This is a genomic window from Paenibacillus sp. SC116 (genome assembly GCF_024733555.1).
Lineage (GTDB): Bacteria > Bacillota > Bacilli > Paenibacillales > Paenibacillaceae > Paenibacillus_B.
On sequence record NZ_JANIOF010000001.1, the window covers coordinates 813,714 to 832,846 of the forward strand.

A 19,133-nucleotide genomic window follows, 5' to 3' on the forward strand; every position below is an offset into this window, starting at 1 on the left:
TGAAAAACAAAAAATCCGCCCCTCGAAAGGGACGGATTATATTCCGCGTTACCACCCATTTTCATCTGATACAACAATCGATCACATTGGTACCAAATGCACTTTGCCACGTATATGCTACGTGCTCCTGATAACGGTAGATAACCGGCATAGCTTACAGCGATTCTGTTCAGCTATGCTTCTCAAAGATGACTTCGTCCATGTATCGAACGTTGGCTTGCAGCAATTACACCAACTCTCTGAAGATCGGATAACATGACCTACTTGTTCTCGTCAATGAAGTTAACACTAAGAAGTTTGTACTTATTTTACATGATGTGATCGTGAAGTCAATGTACATTTTTTTACAGTAATTCACCGTTTCATTTGTACCTCTACACGTAAGCGTTCTAGGAACTCTTGAATACCCATGGCAACAATAGCGCCCTCTCCCCGCTCACGGATTGTAACGCTGTTCAATTGCTGCTCTTGATCTCCTAGCACAAGTACATACGGGATTTTATCCAGCTGTGCCTCGCGAATACGATAGCCAAGGCGTTCATTCCGTATATCGATATCCACTCTCACTCCCGCGTCGGTTAACGCTTGCTTCACTTGAAATGCATAGTCTGTATACTGTGCTGCAACAGGTAGCAGCTTCACTTGAACGGGAGCAAGCCATAGTGGAAATGCACCTGAATAGTGCTCTGTTATGATCCCTATAAAGCGGTCGATAGACCCATAAACAGCACGGTGAATCACGACTGGACGATACTTTTGACTATCTTCAGCAATATAGGACAGATCGAATTTCTCTGGCATTTGGAAATCAAGCTGGATCGTGCCGCACTGCCAACTCCGACCTAACGCATCTAAAATATGAAAATCAATTTTCGGACCGTAAAAAGCACCGTCTCCTTCATTGACTCGATAAGCAGCACCTCGACGATCCAACACATTTTTCAGTGCTTGTTCCGCCTGATTCCACAATTTTTCTGATCCCATCGAATCTTCTGGTCTTGTAGACAATTCAATCTTATATTCGAATCCGAATACTTGATAGATATAGTCGATAAGCTCAATAACACGGTTAATTTCATCTTCGATCTGCTCTGGCAATACGAACAAATGAGCGTCGTCCTGACAAAACGTGCGAACCCGCATCATCCCGTTCAATGCCCCTGAAAATTCATGTCGGTGTACTTGACCAAATTCAGATAATCGAATCGGCAGCTCACGATAAGAATGCTGACTGTTCTTATAAATCAACATATGACCAGGACAATTCATCGGTTTGAGAGCGAACTTAGTTTCATCAACCTGTGTAAAATACATATTGTCTTTATAATGATCCCAATGCCCCGATTGCTCCCATATCCGGTTATTCATCATAAGCGGAGTTCGCACTTCATCATACCCCAGCTTGCTCTGAACATCACGCGCAAAGTTCTCCAGCTCTGTACGGATTGTCATCCCTTTCGGCAAGTAGAACGGCATGCCAGGAGCTTCTTCTGAAAACATAAACAACTCCAACTGCTTACCTAACTTGCGATGATCGCGCTTCTTCGCTTCCTCCAGCCGATATAAATGTTCGTCCAACTGTGCCCTCATTGGAAATGCAGTGCCGTATACCCGTTGCAGCATTTTGTTGTTAGCATCTCCGCGCCAGTACGCCCCTGCTACATTTAGCAGCTTGAATGATTTAATTCTCCCTGTTGTCGGAAGATGTGGGCCGCGGCATAAATCAGAAAATTCCCCTTGTTCATAAATCGAGATGACCGCATCGGCTGGAAGCCCTTGAATAAGTTCTAGCTTAAACGGTTCTTGCTGATGTTCAAACAGCTGCAACGCTTCAAGGCGACTAACCACCTTGCGTTCAATCGGCAAATTAGCTCTAATGATGCGCTCCATCTCTTGCTCGATAGCCGCTAAATCATTCACAGACAAAGGCTGGGCAATATCGACATCGTAGTAGAACCCATTTTCAATGACTGGACCGATACCTAACTTGACTGCATGATTGCCATATAATCGTTTCATCGCTTGGGCCATTACATGTGCCGCACTATGCCGGTAGATATCCTCGCCTTCTTTGCTGTCCAGCGTCACAATTTCGAGATGACAATCTTCATTGAGCGGTTCGTTGAGATCAACGAGCATGCCATTCCATTTTCCAGCGACTGCATGCTTCTTCAATCCCGAGCTAATTGATGCTGCCACATCCAGTGAGGTCGTGCCTTGTACATACCTCCTAACTGTTCCATCTGGTAATGTTACTTGAATTTGCAACTCCATGATGATTGCCTCCTTTTCTCCATTGTTCCTTATCGTTGAACGCAAAAAAACACACTCTCCCAGAAGGGACGAGTGCGTTCAGCTCGTGGTTCCACCCTAATTCGATAGGCAACATAAACATACCTTGACATGAGCCATGTATGTAGATGCACTATCCTCGTTAGTTATCCGGTATCGTGGATAAGACGGCGACGCATACTGCCGTTTACGACTCCATAAATGAACGAGTCAACGGGTTCAACATCGCGGCTACAAAGGGGTAATTTCACATCCGTTTTCTGAAGAAGCTCGCACCATTCGCTTCTCTCTCTGGACAGCTCGTGAAGGAAGTCATGTCTTTGATCAGGGCCAAATATTAAATTATGACCTATCATACATATAGACATATTTAGTGTCAAGTGTGTATTTGCTCATTTCACAACTGGACATCATCCAACCTAGATATCACTGCTACTCAGATATGCAGAACTATCCAATTAGTTGCATGAACCGACGAAATAGTCCCTTGATCATACATTTACCACTAGTATCTACACATGCACTCTGCTATTCTCATAAAGGAAATTTTGTATAAAGAAAGGAATACATATGAAAAAAATCTTTTTCCGCAACTCCATCATCATGCTCATGGCCATGCTATTGGCATTCCCGCTCCAATCTAGTCAAGCGCATGCAGCCGAGCCCATTCCCGAGTACATGTACTTGCCTTTCGACATCATGAATCACTGGGCTTTCGATGAGTTGGACAACTTTGTTAACGCGGATTTGCTGCGTGGTTATGTAGACGAATACGGTGATGTATATGTCAAACCAAATCAGTCTATTAGCCGTGCAGAATTCGTCTCTATTTTAGTGCGTGCATTAGGGTTAACTAGTGATCAAGCTGGAACATCCTTTACCGATGTGCAGCAAGGGAAATGGCACTATGAGCCAATCCGTATCGCTAGTTCACTTGGGATCGTGAATGGTACGAGTGAATCTACATTCGGACCTAACCAACCTGTTAAACGCGGTGAAATTGCTGCCCTAATTGTAAGAGCGTTCTCTTCTACTGTGCAATTTACCGGTGAAATGAAATCGTTCACAGACGTTCCTGATTACTACGCAGCTCCATCAATTATGAAAGCAAGCCAAGTTGGCATCGTACACGGAGCTACCGCAACGACGTTCAAGCCTTTCGCCAATGCAACACGTGCGGAAGCGGTTGTCATGCTGCAGCGCGCGCTCGACTTGCAAAGCAGTGATCTTCCTGAAGACAGTACACTTACAAAAGTGATAGCCGATTGGTCAGCTAACAATACGAAAGCAATTAATGATAATGCATTTGATCAGCTATCGATTATGGATAAGCAATACGCAACAGGTTATCATCTGGCATATAGCGCAACTGCAAATAATGAACTTATGGAAATTGTGAAAGAAGGAGCTACTTTCACTGCTAAGATCAATAGTGAGCAGAAGCTTACGGTTCAGCACAAAACAGATCGATTTGCTGTTGTAGAGTCAACAGGCGGAATTATGCAAATCACAACGAAACTACACGGATCTGAAGTTGACGCAAAGCAATCCATGGATGGGCATTATTTGCTTAAGAAAATGCCAGATAACAGCTGGAAAATATACATGTATGCGATGACAGAGCAACAATAGTTCTGCTGCTTCAATTGCGCATATATTAGATTTTGAGTGTGGACGCAGTTCGTTCACACTCTTTTTCATGCTTATTAACGTATGCGGGCTCCCTGCTCTCTCGATGATGCTTAATGCGGTTTCTACAAGCTAGACAGGATAACACTCATTTTCCACGAATACATAATTATTCAAAAAATTGAGGTGTTCAGATGAGTATACATAAACACAAATTGATGACTAACGAACAAATCGTATCTTATATAAATCAAATAGACAGGAATCGGCCTGCCTTACTAATCGCTATTGATGGCTGTGGCGGTTCAGGTAAAAGCACGCTTGCACGCAAGCTGCAAGCGTCACTTTCAAATGCCACGCTCATACATATGGATGATTTTTATCTCCCTTCCGATCAACGCTCAACTTTGTCACCTGCCGACAAGCCTGTTGGTGCTGACTTTGACTGGCAGCGAGTAAAGCAGCAAGTTCTTGAGCCACTTAGCCATGGCGAAGAGGGCTGTTATCAACGCTATGACTGGGAAACAGACAGCTTAGCAGAGTGGCATCGTGTAAAAGCCGAAGGCATTGTTATTATAGAAGGCGTATGCTCCATTCGACTAGAGCTAGCAAACGATTACGATCTAACGATATGGGTCGATTGTCCGAGAGAAACAAGACTTGCAAGAGGCTTGGAGCGTGACGGTGAAGCGGCTCGCTCATTATGGGAAGAGAATTGGATGATTGCAGAAGATAAATATGTGAACGAACATCAACCAGACGTGCGAGCACATATTGTCATATTGTCATAAAGGGAATATAAATAAGATGGCACAATGCTTTCTACATAAAGTCAAATGGTTCAAAATCGCAACCTATTACATGTATCCTAATACAAAAAAAGAGCATGCAAGGACATCAGAATCCAAGCATGCTCTTTCTCATTTTCAATCACACACCAATGCCAATAATCAGCGCTGTATAGACACACAAGCTAGTCTAGCTGCTCTGAATCTTCCCCGTCTTCGACGTATTCTAATATATCTCCCGGCTGACAATCCAATGCTCTGCATATCTCATTCAAAGTGGAAAATCGGACTGCTTTGGCCTTGTTATTTTTCAATATAGATAAATTAGACATTGTAATTCCTAATCGATTCGCAAGCTCTGTTGAGCTCATCTTCTTCTTAACCATAATCAAATCTAAGTTAACTACAATGGACATCCGTTACACCGCCTAAATGGTTTGCTCATGTTCTTCTTTCATTTCAATGACTTGCTTGTACAAGTTGGAGAAAACAAAGCTTAGCAAAGCAATACTTGCCCCAATAATTGAAATGACGATAAGCGGTAAAACCGTTAATGCATATAAATACATATCATATGTGTAGCATAAAACGAAAGTAACAATATTAAAAATAACAACTTCACTTGCTGCATATATAGAAATGCGCTTCAAGCTCTGTGGTATTTTCCTCGAATAGGCATGATCAGCTGCAATTAGCTTACATACTTTCTTCAAATCAAATAACGCTAAAACATAGGGAATCGCACAAATAAAAATAGCTGCTGAAATAATGGTATCCAAATTTGTACCCGTGATTCCAAGCCCGCTCTTAAAATAAGCGGTCATGACCAACGGAGTTGCTACTAATGCCAACAATGTTAGTGCAATACCTAGCATAACGACTAGATGTAAAACTTTCACCCCTTATTCCAATTATGCCCTAAGAATGAATGTTGTATAAACGTAATCTTCGCTCCAACGATTATTCTGTTTCCTACTAGGTAAACATACAGAAAAAGACCCTATACAAAGGGTCTTTCATCTTTACCACATCTGAAGTTATCACTTATAAATCAACGGCAACATGAGGCTTGCTATAATGACTCGTTCCACCGCCACCTACTAATACATACCCACCTTTATTGAAAATGATCCGCTTGCTTGAACCATTTGAGAGTAACACTACAACTTCAGACCGCTTTGCAAGAGCGATATATTTGACATATCCGCTTCGCAGCACAATCGTTTTCCAATTACCGTCGAATTCCGATCGAACTACCCGATTGGAATAGACTTGATTTTCCTTGCGCCCAACACGAGACTTCCCCATCGTACTATCGCCCCTTCACTGAATGAGGATTAGTCATCATTCTACTAACCGCCCGCTTTTCACCAGTATATTCAACAGAGATTCTCAATGTTTGGGTTTAATATTGATTCACCAATCTATGCTTGCTTTGAGACATCATAATGCAGGTCGCCACAATTAGGCAGCCCCCTATAATCGTATAGATATCCGGTACTTCGAACCAGAACAAAAAGCCCCATAATGCGTTAAATACGATGCCAATATAGCGAGTGACCTCTACCACAATCGCATTTTCATGTGTAAATGCTTTAGTCAAGAACACTTGCCCGATTAAGGATACGACCCCAATTGCAATAAGATAGATCCATTCCGTCGTATTGGGCATAACGAAGCTATTCCACATCAGTGGGATGGAGACAAGCGTCGCTGTAGCTAAAAAATAGAACACAATTTCATAGGCGTGATGACGTTGGCTCAAGTAACGAATAGAGGTAGCGGCACCCGCGCCAAGAACTGCACTCAATAGCCCTACAAGTGCATAAATCGAATACGATGAGAATTGGAATGGCTTGACTAGCAGCAAGGCTCCAATAAACGCAATGGGCATCATGTATATCATTTGACGCGATAGCTTCTCCTTAAGAAAAAAGAAAGCTAGAATAAATACGAAAATGGGAGACATATGCGCAAGTATGGTAGCGTCTGTTAGAGATATTTTCGAGATCGTATAGAAGTAAGCAATTAAGTATAGCGCCCCTAACACGCCTCGCGTCACTAACATAGGAACCCCCGTTGTCGAGAAAGAAACATTTTTCTGTTTCATTAACGCCAAAATAAGTATCGTTCCGATCAAACTACGAAAGAAGGCAACTTCCGTTGGAGGAATCGTAAAGCTGACTGCCTTCACCAAGGCATTCATCATACTGAAGACAAGAGACGCCAAAATGGCTAAGTATATGCCGTTCTTCATGTTGCACACTCCCACGCTCTGTAGATCACATCTGCTTCTTCCATCGCTCTATCGTTGAACATATCAGGATGTATAGCAGATGCTCCCTTTTCAGCCATAAACTGCTGCAATCGCTGCTCAAACAACTGAATAAGCTGCAAGGTTTGCGGCATGTTCACGTCCATCAATTCCGCCATGCGGCTGAGAACTTTTAACCGCTTATAATCCTCAAACGGTATCCGCGGAATCAACCAACGCCCGCATTCATCTTGGTACACTTGTTTATAGGGTACAGCAGAAAAATCAAAGTATTTCCCCTGTTCATCGGTTGACGAGAATGGATCGATAAGCAGCGATGAATATCGAATATAAAGCAAATATTCCTGATGGATCGGCTCCAGTTCTACAAAATGTTCAATTTCATATCGTGATAGGTTCTCTTCCCGAACAGGATAATTATCATCATTCATAAATTGCAGCAAATTAATTGGCTTCGATCCACAGCTAATCAGAAATCGCGATATTTCCCGCCACAGCTCTACCATGACATGAATGACTTGAGACGTAATCGGGCCTTCAGGATAAAGCTTATACATGCTCTTCTTCGAAGGCTCGTGGCTTAGAATTTGATCCAGTGAGAATTCATTTATAAACAATGGAGGATGAACATACATCGTGATGCTCCTGCTCTCTGCTTCAAGCGGATTGCTTACGATGTCGCACTGAATGCCCAAGCCTGATATAAAGCGCTGAAGAGGTTCAATAGACCAACTGCTGGATTGATTGGAAGCTGCATATATCTTCTTCTTCATTGCTTTCGTGTAAGAAGTTGTCATAGAAGCCGAATCGAACTTCGTTGCAGCAAAATAAGTCGACAGACTAATGACATCAATGCTTCTAACGAGTGGAAGCTCACTAGTAACTAGCAAATTCGAACCAAAGCTTGGAGAAAGCAATACAATCGTGTGAACAAAGGGCAGCCGCTCTAACTGAAGCTGACGAATTACATCCCTGTAGCTATCGCAAGGTGTACAAATAATAATTGTTTTCCAACTTCCATCGACCTCCAAACTCGTATAACCTGCATAAAATCGATGGAGTCGAACAGTCCCCTCTAAATGTTGATACTCCTCACCATGCACTCGCGAGGAAACACATTGTTGTGATTTTTCTAAATCGTGTAAGAGCCGTGCAGCATGCGGCCCTTCTCTATTTAATAAACCAAGCTTACTGGACCATCCACGAGATAATTGGACAGCTACGTGTATCGCTGCGGGCCCAGCACCAATAAGCAGAGTATCACCGAATGGCGTTGTACGGATTGCTTGAGATACGCTTCTATTTTGATCAGATGTATATCTCGTCATATTAGCGCCTCTCCAGTACTAAGGTGTCGTACAAGTGATGTTCATCATCGAGTTTCCGCTGCACCCATTTATCAGCCACATCTGCTTCTAATGGATAATTAAAAATAGATTTGAGCCCATTCCCATAGCGGACTATTATTTTAGCCTGTGGATTCACATGCTGACGAAGCTCTTCTAGTACTTCCAGCTTGTTTTTTACTAACGAGGCGATAATAATATGCGTGGCTTCTCCAGTGAAGGACAGCTCTTGAGCTTTCTTATTCGTAAAGCTTATGCGGTTCCCCAAGCCTGATGCAGCAGCTACTTGTTCGGCCCACTCAATAGCTTCAGGATCAATATCTAAACAAATGACCTGTGCTCTCGTCTCTCTCGCAATCGTTAAGGCAGAAGTCGGAAAAGCACCGGATCCGATAAATAACACTTTGGAGCTGCTATCAATCTGATGCTTCTTCATTTCATCATTTACAGCACGGGCTAGTATATCTAAATATTCGCTTATATCCGTATGATGCTCACAAGTATGCTTGGCTTGATATTTTTCCATATCACATAACGCCTGAATGGAGGCTTCCCTCACTCTTTCCGCATATTCCGCTATCTCCGCATGCTCCCCCCATTGGCTCCAACGTTGCAAATTATCATGATTAATCATAAACTGACACAAATAATCCAATCGCTCTTTTAATAACTCAAAACAATCACAATATTGCTTCGAGAAAGTAGTCAATTCTCTAATTTCAAATTCAAGCAACTTCAAGGAGAGCAAATAATTATATTTCTCTTTCATAGACAGCTCCTCCATTCCACTAGGTTCTACTTATTCCTAACGTCAAGCAGTTGACGAAGTCCATCTCCAATCAAATTGCATGACATAACGACTAACATGATACATAAGCCGGGATAAATCATAAGTTCCGGGATCGTCTGAAAATAAGGTCTTCCATCATTCAGCATGGCCCCCCACTCGGGAGTTGGAGGTTGTGCTCCTAATCCTAAATAAGAAAGCGATGCGACGATAAGAATGATTTTCCCGATATCTAGCGAAGCAAGGACCACAACGGGAGATACAATATGCGGCAGCAGCTGTCTTCGAATCATATGCCATGTACCGAATCCAGCCGCACGCGCTGCCTCCATATATTCCTTTTCTCGCTCCAGCAATACGATGCTTCGTACGAGCCGTACATACTCGATCCATTTAACTGCAATGACAGCTAGTAACAGATTCGATATGCTCGGTCCTAGAAAGCCCGACACCGCAATTGCTATAATGATTTCGGGCAATGCGCCAATACCATCGACAATCCTCATAATGAAAGTATCCAGACGTCCTCCTACGTAACCAGTTAGAAGACCTATCGGCACACCAATCAAGATGGTCGCTGCAATCACAATTCCTGCCAAGCTCAACGTTATTTGCGCTCCCGCTACCAAGCGCGAGAACATGCATCGTCCAAGATGATCCGTACCAAGTGGATTGTCCCAGCTTGGAGGTTGGAGACGATCTGACATTTCGATTTGCAAAGGATCATTCGATACAAGATAAGGTCCTGCGATAATAGTCAAGATCAGCGTAAGAAATACCGCGAAGCCAACCGACATGAGCGGATAGCGCAGAAGAATCCTCCAACGGGAAGCACTTTTAGTACTTCTACCTTGCTGTATAAGGGCAGCGGCAGACATCGCATTATCATTTGTACTCATGTCATCCTCCCCTTCACATAGCGAACACGGGGATCTATCCACGTATAACTTAGATCAATGAGCAAATTAACCATTACGATCATGCTTCCTGAAATCATGACGTATGCCTGAATGACAGGGTAATCGCGCTTAAATATAGCTTCTATCGCCATCGCACCCAGGCCCGGCCATGAAAATAGCGTTTCAATAATGACTGATCCGGCCAATATGCTTCCTGCACTCGAGCCAAATACCGTCATTACGGGGATAAGCGCCGCACGCAGCGCATGTTTGTACATAATCCTCCATTCCCCTACACCTCGTGCACGTGCGGTACGTATATACTCCTGTGCCAACACCTCCAGCAATCCAGCCCGCAGCATGCGCGCATAAATGGCAGCCAAGCCAAAACCTAACGTGATACTAGGCAAAACAAGATGTGCAGTAGAACCCATACCCATTGTTGGCAACCAGCCAAGCTTATAAGAGAATCCGTAAATAAGCATAAGTCCCAACCAGAAGGCAGGTATGGAAGCACCTAATAAGGCAAGTATGCTGCTAATATGGTCGATACATCTGCCTTTATATTTCGCTGCTAATAGTCCAAGAGGGATCGAAATAACGAGCATGATAAGTAAACTGCCTGCAGCAAGCTCCAAAGTAGCTGGCAATCGTTCGATGATGTCTTGCCATACAGGCTTGCCATTAATAAGGGAGTTCCCAAAGTCAAATTTTATGATGCTATACATCCATTGTGCATATTGAACGTATATAGGCTGATCAAGCCCAAGTTCCTTTCTAAGCGCATCTTCATCTGCTGAAGTAGCAGCCACTTCGTCCGCACGCAATATAGAAAACACAGGATCACCAGGAGCTAATTTCATTAAAGTGAATGTAAACAAGGATAGAAAAAACAATACGATCACTAGCTGCAGCAGCCTTTCTTTAATAATCATCAGCATGCTACTTCACATCCATTTTGTTCGTGATAATATAATACTCCTCCGCTCCTGGCGCCCAATTATGAATACGTTTATTTACACCAACTAAAATATTTGGGTAAATCACATAGGAATGTGGGACTTCATTTTGGATCGTCGTGACTGCTTCTTTTGACAGCTTAATGCGGGTATTCGAATCTTCTGTTGCATTCAGTTGCTTGAGGAAAGGAGCCAATTTGTTCACTTCAATATTGCCTGGATTCAAGGCGCCTCCCTGCTGATAAGCAGCATTAAGGAAGTAACCCCCATCTCCTCGCGGAGCTGATAAATTGCTATAGGTGACCATGTCCCATTGATCGTTTTCCCGCAAGTGCGCATCAATGTTCTCTACGATCTTAATCTCGACTTGAACACCAATCTTTGCTGCCTCTGACTGAAATAATTGAGCAATCAGTGTGAGCTCTGGACGAGTCTTGTATGTAATGAGCTGGATGCTCAATGGGATGCCATTCTTCTCAAGCTTGCCATCCACATTCGGTTGATACCCTGCTTCTTGAAGAAGTTCCAATGCTTTGGCCGAGTTAAATGCTGTAACCTTTCCATCATTTCCAAATGGCAGTGTCTTCGGGAATGGTCCGTTGGCTGGTTGAGCATGGCTGAACATAATTCCTTCCACTACCGTTTCACGATCAACAAGCATATCAAGCGCCTTTCTTACTCGTACATCCTGCATATGCGGACGCCTAGCATTGTAGATCAGATAGTGAACACGAAGACCTGTAACCGACATCACACTCAGATTGTCATCATGCGCCAAAACTGCTACCGATTCGGCAGGCAACTGGTAGGCGATATCCGCCTCCTTAGACTGGAGTGCCATCATTCTCACATTCGCATCTTCATTAGATTGAAATGAGACTTCGTCTAACAAGGCAGGAGTATCCCAATAGCCCTCGTAACGAACGAGTTTAACTTCACGGTTAGGTGCAAATGAAGCTATTTGGAATGGCCCCGTTCCTATAGGCATATCGTTGAATGACATAGTACCGACTTTTGCCTCAGCAGCAGTGCTAATAATGGAGGTGTACGGATTGATGAGTTCAGACGGTAGCGCCGGATTAGGTTCTGATGTGACGATCGTGAGTTTCTGTCCCTCTGCCTCCATCGAAGCTATTTTTAACGCTCTAGAAAGCGATGGATTAGACTTCAACGAACGTTCAAGCGATGCCTTAACTGCTGCTGCGTCCATCTTTAACCCATCATGAAATGTCACCTTGTCTCGAAGTACAAATATCCAAGTATGTGGGTCTTTCGATTTCCATTCCTGAGCCAACCATGGGCTCGGCTTCATTTCGCTGTCGAGCTTAACCAATGTCTCTACTGCTCCTGCTCGCAATGGTGCCCAACTGTTATGTGGATCTAACGTGTTCACCGAAAGATGATACATCATCGTTAACTGCTTCTTACTCTTTTTCGTACTCCCATCAGACCCTCCCGTGCTGCAACCCGTAATCAAAAGCACCCAGCATAGGAATAACCATATTTTTGCCTTATGTTTGCTACTATTCATTGAATCCTCCTTAAGCCTGTTTCTTTTTTTAAAATACTTGCCTGACCTCTACAACTGCCACCTCCTTTACAATCCATGTTTTTTATTCGTAATTATTACGATTAAACAAGGTTATAATATCCATTTCAATTCCAGATGTCAACAAAAAAATGCTGTTAGCGTTAGCCAACAGCTCATTTTTAAAGATTCGCTCAACAAAAAAAGAACCTTCAAAGCCCATTATGGCATTGAAGGTTCTTCGGTACTTCTATCATTCTCCCCTAAAGAGCGTGGTAATTACTTAACGACTTTCCATACGCCAGCTTTACCAGGCTCTTCCCCTTGTGTCCACCAAGCTGCTTGGTAAGTAACACCGTTAAATGTTACGGTTGCGCCACCTACATAAGCTTTTTTAGCGTTCCACTCAAGCGTTACATTGCTAATCAATTTCCATGCATCGGAGTTATCAGGCGTATTGCCTTGTGTCCAATATGCAGCTTGATATTCCAAGCCTTTGTATTGAACTTTATCTCCGCCTAGGTATACTTTCGCTGCATCCCAAGCAGGAAGTGTGCTTGGACCACCAGTACCTGGGTTGCCCGGATCTGGGTTTCCAGGGTTTCCGTTATCGCTTGGAAGCGTTGTAACGGAAACAGCACTGGACAATGGAGACTTCTTACCTGCTGCATCTACCGCGCGAACCGTATAGCTGTAAGCCGTGCTAGCAGTCAGACCGTTGTCAGTAAATGTCGTTTGATTAATCGTGTTAACCAATGTTCCATTGCGGTATACTTCGTATGCTGCTGCTTTTGCAGAAGCAGTCCAGTTGATTTCAACGCTTGTTGCAGAAAGCGCTTTTCCAGCAACATTTTTCGGAGCCACAATCGGCTCTACCGGAGCAGTTCCGTCGTTTACAAGGTTAACATCGATAACTTGATAGAAAGCATTAGGTGTATCTGCAATTTCCCAAACGCCAAGAATCAAATGGTAGCCACTGCGATCACTAGGAACTTCACATTCATGGGATGTTGTTTTATTCGGCTTCTTACCACCATCGTAGTAATAACAGAACTGTTCCAAATCAGCGCGAGTCAACGGCTTGTTTGGGTTCCAATCTTTTTTCGTAATGTAGTATTTCCACTCTTTCGTAACATGTGCAGCTGTCAAATTCCACGTGAACGTTTGCTTGCCGCTGTTCAACGTATGTTTCTGCCAGCGTTCAGTCGTTTGCTCATATAATTCTGGGAAGATGCCTCCGCCCGTAATTTCACCGTCTTTTGGACCAGTAACTGGGAAGTTACCGATCGCCTCCACACTTTGCGGTTCGTATTGAATCGCACCACACTTCGTATTTGTTCCTTGCTTACACATATAAGCACGGCTGGAAGGTGACTCAATGTAACCATGGGCCGATGCTTTTTCAGCTACAGCTAAAGAACCCACACCTAATAAAATGAACGTTCCGAGCACAGCCAAAAATGGCGATACTCCAGAAAACATGCTTTTCAACGTACTTTGTTGCTTCATAACGTAATCTTACCTCCTAAATAAGTATGGTTTTTTTCTGATAGGCTGCTATGCTATGTAATCCCCTATCACTTAACATATGAACTCGTGCTATCTGACCTCCTCATCTGTGTCATTTATCGCTCACATTTGTCATTGTATTACATTCCATGTCAATTTAACGTAGTTCTAACTCACCAAATTTCTATCCCGTTCTACTTATTTCTACACGGAAGTTTGTTAATTTTTGCTCAATCCGATCACATTGACTTACAAATATAGGATCAAAGTATGACAAATTTCTTAACTACACTAATATTTCGTGTAGAAAAATAGTTTTCTAGGCCTCAACTCTTTTATTTTCTTAAGAAGGAAAATAATCTACTTCTATCCAATTAGTCTATAGCGTTAATCATGTTGTCTAACCTATCGGAGGTGGGAGATGATGCAAGTAGATGCTGTCTTTGAAGGCGGTGGAGTGCGAGGAATAGCCTTTATCGGTGCCATTGAGCAAATAGAAGCGGCCGGCTACATGTGGCGGCATATCGCAGGAACATCTGCCGGGTCAATCTTCGCTGCGTTATTAGCAAGCGGCTACACATCTAACGAGTTAAAAGATCTGATGTATGGATTAGATTATATGAGCTTGCTTGGTCGCAATTGGCTGCACCACATCCCGATTGCAGGACAGGGTATCCCAATGCTCCTCTATTCTGGTATTTACAGCAATACGGTGTTAGAACAGTATATGACTACTTGGTTGCGTCAGAAAAATGTCCATACCTTTGCTGATCTACCCCAAGGCAAGTTGAAGATTATCGCTTCTGATGTTAGCAGCGGCAACATTATCGTATTTCCCGATGATCTCGCCAAGTACGGCTTCACACCTTCCGAATTCCCTATTGCAACCGCTGTTCGCATGAGCACAACCATCCCCTTTTTCTTTCGGCCGTATCGCTGGCAAACTCCCATGAATGTAAAACCCTATTATGTCGTTGACGGGGCGCTGCTCAGTAATTTTCCTATCTGGATCTTTGATGTGGAAGATTCACCTGTTTGTCCAACCTTTGGCTTTCGACTCTCAGAGAAAAGAATCTTCACTCCACACCATCCCATAGAAGGCCCATTTTCATTATTTAGCGCCATGTTCAAAACAATGCTGCAAGCTCATGATCAGAGGCATGTGGATAAGCACGGGGAGAGTCGAACGATGTTTATTCGCACGGGTCATGTCGCACCTACGGACTTCGATTTAAGTGATGAAGACCGCGTTTATTTATACGAGGAAGGCAAGATTGCTGCACAGCAGTTTCTTAGACGATGGGACTTTGAGGAGTATAAGAAGAAGTTCCGTTCCCATACCGTATAAATTTAGTGTCTCAGTAAATAATTTAACTAATGATCATTTGTTCATAATATAAGCCGATTATCGGACAGATAATCGGCTTATATACCGTTAACTCGCAAGTACACGCTGCTTAGGCGAGACTTTTAATTCTCTTAATTCAAGTGAATATTTTTACTCTTGCGGTAGGCTGTTGGTGTCATGTCCATTCTCGTTTGAAACACACGAATAAACGTTGGATACGACTTGAAGCCCGCTTCGTATGCAACTTCGGTTATTTTCATATCTGTACCAATCAATAGATTACAGGCGTGGGCCACACGAATCCGCTCTAAAAATGAATAATAGTTTTCCCCCACCATCTGCTTAAAGGAAATACTAATATAAGAGACGCTGTAGTTAAACTTTTTGGCGAGCATCTCTAGCGTGATATCTTCTTTGAAGTTCTGATACACATAGTGTATTACTTCCCACATTCCTTTGCGATGAGTTAATTCATGTGCCAGCTTCTGTCTTAAGCCTGCTTGGGTCTGACGGAAGCGATCAAATATAATAAACAGCTGCATTAACTTAGCCAAAAACATCATTCGGTTCCAAGGTTTATCATCCAGCACCTCCTCATGCATTTCTTGAAGCAATGCCAGCACTTGATTGCCTGTTGATTCATTTAATTTATATGTTGTGTTCTCATCATCTTCAGCTTGCTTAAGCAAGCTATGCAAGGTCAAGAATGAATCCCCTTCCCCGAAAAATGCTTTTAACCCAATAGCACCTACATAAAGGAATAATTCCTCTCCTGGCTCGATATCAATTTCATGTACTTGATGAGGAAACAACAATGTAAATGTACCCGGTGTTAATTCTTTCTCAATCCCATTAATCATTTCTTTAGCTTTACCCTTGAACGTATAGGTAAACTCAATAAAATGATGGACATGAGCAGGTACTGGATTCGTTAAATGATGAATCTTCAGAGTAAATGGGAAATCTCCGTGAATTTCTTCGTCGCCATGTAAATTGTGCGGGATCAATCGATATCACTCTTTTCCGGATCTAAGTTGTCAATGATTGTTTTCCATTTCATTTTATCATCAAAAATGATAGAAATAATAAAAATTTGATAGGTGAAATCAACTAATTCTCTCTACAATTAGAGTATCACTTTCGATGCAATAGCATATTTTCGATCCAATGATAAATATCATTGCTCACTTGATTATAACGTTCAACGAAAAAGGGAGCGACCTATAAAATGAATTTACTTAAACATGTTAATCCTTTGCAAGGTACTGATTCCATTTACCCATATTCTAACGGTAACACGCTGCCGCTAACTTCCATGCCTTTCGGTATGAATGCATGGGCACCGCAAACGACAGAAGCTGGCGGTGGCTGGTGGTTTAGCCCGCATCATAATCGTTTGGAAGGCATTCGCCTTACCCATCAACCTAGCCCATGGATTGGCGATTATGGTCATATGGCATTTATGCCGCAGACAGGACCTGTAAAAGTATGGGCACCTGAACGTTCTTCTTCTTTCCGTAAACAAGATATGATCGTGAAGCCGGACTACTTCAACGTTCACCTCCTTCGCTATCAAACGACATTGGAATTGACGCCGACAACTCGCTGTTCCAGTATGCGTATTAGCTTCGGTGAAGCGGATCAGGCACGTCTTATCGTGTCTCCATTCCCAGGCGAATCCTTCATGTCGATCAATGTGGAGACACGCACTTTGACAGGTTACACTACAGCAAAAGCTGGCGGGACGCCTGAGAACTATCGCATGTACTTTGTGGCAATGTTTGATTGCCCTATTATTGCGGATGAGAGCGGATTGTCTGATCAAGATAACAAGCCAGTAGCTGCTCTAACGATGACAGGTGAACGCGTTGGTGCTTATGTTGGGCTGCGATTGCCAGACAATCGCATCGTCGAAGTTCGTGTCAGCACATCTTTCATTAGCGAAGAACAAGCTCTCATTAACCTTGAGCGTGAAATTGGCAGCCGCAGCTTCGATGAAGTTCGCGCATCGGCAAAGGAAGCTTGGGAAAAACAGTTAGGTGTCATTGAAGTTGAAAGCGATGACCAAGATAAGCTGGATACATTCTATACTTGTCTGTATCGCACATCCTTGTATCCGCATACAACTCACGAATATGATGCACACGACAATCAAATTCATTATAGTCCTTACAATGGCATGATCGAAACAGGCCCTATGTTTGCTGACATTGGCTTTTGGGATACGTATCGCACATCATTCCCATTGTACAACTTGCTCTACCCTTCCTTCATGAACGAAATGATGCAAGGCTGGGTAAACGCTTATAAAGAAAGCGGATGGATGCCAAAATGGTCTTCCCCAGGCGAACGCAGCATGATGCCAGGCACGTTGATCGACGTAAGCTTCGCAGATTCCGTAGCGAAGGGTGTTACTGGCTTTGATGTTGAAAAAGCATTTGAAGGCTTGCTGAAACATGCAATGACTGCCGCTGCAGATAATCGCTTTGGCCGCAAAGGCACAGCGGAATATGTGAAATACGGCTATCTTCCAGCAGACGTTCATACGCATGAAAGTGTTTGCAGTACGCTGGACTATGCGTACGGCGACTTCTGTATTGCGCAAATTGCGAAATATCTTGGCCGCGAGGAAGAATACGCACAGCTTATGGAGCGTTCAGAGAACTATAAAAAGCTGTACGATCCATCGGTTGGATTTATGCGCGGACGCTTGCAAGACGGCAGTTGGCTGCCACATTTCGATGCAACAGAATGGGGCGGCGCGTATTGTGAAGGTGGAGCATGGCAGAGTTCTTGGGCGGTCCAGCACGATTTGCTCGGCCTATCAGATATTATCGGTGGACGTGAGCATTTCAAACAGCGCCTAGATGAACTATTTGCAGCAGCTCCTGAATTCAAAGTCGGCTCATACGGCTTCGAAATTCATGAAATGTCGGAAATGGCTGCTGTAGATTTCGGTCAATTTGCTATTAGCAATCAGCCAAGCTTCCATATCCCATATATTTATACGGCTTTAGGCTACCCTGCCCTTACGCAATATTGGGTTCGCAAGACGATGAATGAGTTGTTCAGCTCTCGTCCTGACGGCCTTCCTGGCGATGAAGATAACGGCAGCTTGACGGGTTGGTATGTATTTGGAGCAATGGGCTTGTACCCGCTCAGCCCTGGCGTTCCTGAGTATGTCATTGGTACTCCATTATTCAAGAAGTTGACGGTTAATTTAGAGAATGGCAAGCAACTCGTCATTCATGCAGACAACAATTCGGATGCTGCGAAATATGTTGCTGGCGTTGAAATGAATGGTGAAGTGGTATCCAACCTTTACGTAAGTCACGAACTTGTGAAAAATGGCGGAGAATTGCGCTTCCAGATGACAGATTCAGCTCCAAATGTAAGCTACGATGAGTCCGCATTGCCTTATGCAATGTCTAGATCGCGTTCTTATTAGAATAAAATAACGTCAGGATCTAATCAGCATTAAGTTTCACTTGCAGTAAAATAGAAGGTCGAGTTAGGTTACATTCGTTCCTAATTCGACCTTTTACTTTCGATTACTCTCCTAGCCCGACCCGCTCCAATCTAGAGCCGACTTCACAGTACCCATTCCATTTATCTTGCTTGCTCCTAAATCTTACTCCCATTAGCATCTGCTACTCACTGTGTAACCTCAAAGAAAAGAGACTACTCCAGAAGTAGAATCTTCTACTCCAGAAACAGCCCCTTCGATCACTAGCTCACTTTTATTGTAACCGTTAGATCGAATCCTCTAGTTT

16 protein-coding genes and 1 other annotated feature are annotated in these 19,133 nt (G+C 43.3%); of the genes, 4 read left to right on the plus strand and 12 right to left on the minus strand.

Annotated features, from left to right (window positions below; genetic code table 11):
- Positions 1–24: 24 nt before the first annotated feature.
- Positions 25–286: a binding site (T-box leader), on the minus strand.
- Positions 287–354: 68 nt separating this feature from the next.
- The gene (gene thrS / locus NQ117_RS03225) at positions 355–2,268 is read right to left on the minus strand and encodes a threonine--tRNA ligase (RefSeq protein WP_258278154.1); all 1,914 of its coding nucleotides are present in this window, start codon (positions 2,266–2,268) and stop codon (positions 355–357) included.
- 594 nt (positions 2,269–2,862) lie between these two features.
- Between thrS and NQ117_RS03230 the strand changes: the two genes are divergently transcribed.
- A complete protein-coding gene (locus NQ117_RS03230) occupies positions 2,863–3,924 on the plus strand; it encodes an S-layer homology domain-containing protein (RefSeq protein WP_258276569.1) in 1,062 nt (353 codons plus the stop codon).
- Positions 3,925–4,139: 215 nt separating this feature from the next.
- A complete protein-coding gene (locus NQ117_RS03235; RefSeq protein ID WP_258278155.1) occupies positions 4,140–4,712 on the plus strand; it encodes a uridine kinase family protein in 573 nt (190 codons plus the stop codon).
- Between the two features lie 182 nt (positions 4,713–4,894).
- Here NQ117_RS03235 and NQ117_RS03240 read toward each other — a convergent pair whose 3' ends face one another.
- The 10 genes from NQ117_RS03240 to NQ117_RS24005 form a co-directional block, all read right to left on the minus strand.
- Entirely contained in the window at positions 4,895–5,125 is a 231-nt protein-coding gene (locus NQ117_RS03240; RefSeq protein ID WP_258276570.1) for a helix-turn-helix domain-containing protein, read from the minus strand.
- 12 nt (positions 5,126–5,137) lie between these two features.
- The gene (locus NQ117_RS03245) at positions 5,138–5,608 is read right to left on the minus strand and encodes a DUF2975 domain-containing protein (RefSeq protein ID WP_258276571.1); all 471 of its coding nucleotides are present in this window, start codon (positions 5,606–5,608) and stop codon (positions 5,138–5,140) included.
- Positions 5,609–5,753: 145 nt separating this feature from the next.
- Positions 5,754–6,017 (minus strand): hypothetical protein, encoded by a 264-nt coding sequence (locus NQ117_RS03250; protein WP_258276572.1) that lies wholly within the window; start codon positions 6,015–6,017, stop codon positions 5,754–5,756.
- A 97-nt stretch (positions 6,018–6,114) separates the two neighbouring features.
- Complete coding sequence (locus NQ117_RS03255; protein WP_309137842.1) at positions 6,115–6,966, minus strand: DMT family transporter; 852 nt, start codon at positions 6,964–6,966, stop codon at positions 6,115–6,117.
- A complete protein-coding gene (locus NQ117_RS03260) occupies positions 6,963–8,312 on the minus strand; it encodes an opine metallophore biosynthesis dehydrogenase (protein ID WP_258276574.1) in 1,350 nt (449 codons plus the stop codon). The genes NQ117_RS03255 and NQ117_RS03260 overlap by 4 nt, the downstream gene beginning before the upstream one ends.
- 1 nt (position 8,313) lies before the next feature.
- The gene (locus NQ117_RS03265; protein WP_258276575.1) at positions 8,314–9,099 is read right to left on the minus strand and encodes a nicotianamine synthase family protein; all 786 of its coding nucleotides are present in this window, start codon (positions 9,097–9,099) and stop codon (positions 8,314–8,316) included.
- A gap of 26 nt (positions 9,100–9,125) precedes the next feature.
- Positions 9,126–10,016: a nickel transporter permease gene (gene nikC, locus NQ117_RS03270; RefSeq protein WP_258276576.1), complete on the minus strand. Its 891-nt coding sequence runs from the start codon at positions 10,014–10,016 to the stop codon at positions 9,126–9,128.
- Positions 10,013–10,957, minus strand: a complete 945-nt coding sequence (gene nikB, locus NQ117_RS03275; RefSeq protein WP_258276577.1) for a nickel ABC transporter permease — start codon at positions 10,955–10,957, stop codon at positions 10,013–10,015. The genes nikC and nikB overlap by 4 nt, the downstream gene beginning before the upstream one ends.
- A 1-nt stretch (position 10,958) precedes the next feature.
- Positions 10,959–12,506: a nickel ABC transporter substrate-binding protein gene (gene nikA, locus NQ117_RS03280; RefSeq protein ID WP_258276578.1), complete on the minus strand. Its 1,548-nt coding sequence runs from the start codon at positions 12,504–12,506 to the stop codon at positions 10,959–10,961.
- Between the two features lie 276 nt (positions 12,507–12,782).
- The gene (locus tag NQ117_RS24005; RefSeq protein WP_309137843.1) at positions 12,783–14,012 is read right to left on the minus strand and encodes a lytic polysaccharide monooxygenase; all 1,230 of its coding nucleotides are present in this window, start codon (positions 14,010–14,012) and stop codon (positions 12,783–12,785) included.
- 424 nt (positions 14,013–14,436) lie between these two features.
- On the opposite strand from NQ117_RS24005, the gene NQ117_RS03300 reads away from it, so the two are divergent.
- Entirely contained in the window at positions 14,437–15,360 is a 924-nt protein-coding gene (locus NQ117_RS03300; protein WP_258278157.1) for a patatin-like phospholipase family protein, read from the plus strand.
- A 131-nt stretch (positions 15,361–15,491) separates the two neighbouring features.
- On the opposite strand, the gene NQ117_RS03305 is transcribed toward NQ117_RS03300, so the two are convergent.
- Positions 15,492–16,367: a helix-turn-helix transcriptional regulator gene (locus NQ117_RS03305; RefSeq protein ID WP_258276579.1), complete on the minus strand. Its 876-nt coding sequence runs from the start codon at positions 16,365–16,367 to the stop codon at positions 15,492–15,494.
- A gap of 221 nt (positions 16,368–16,588) precedes the next feature.
- Between NQ117_RS03305 and NQ117_RS03310 the strand changes: the two genes are divergently transcribed.
- A complete protein-coding gene (locus tag NQ117_RS03310) occupies positions 16,589–18,808 on the plus strand; it encodes a GH92 family glycosyl hydrolase (RefSeq protein WP_258276580.1) in 2,220 nt (739 codons plus the stop codon).
- Positions 18,809–19,133 lie beyond the last annotated feature (325 nt).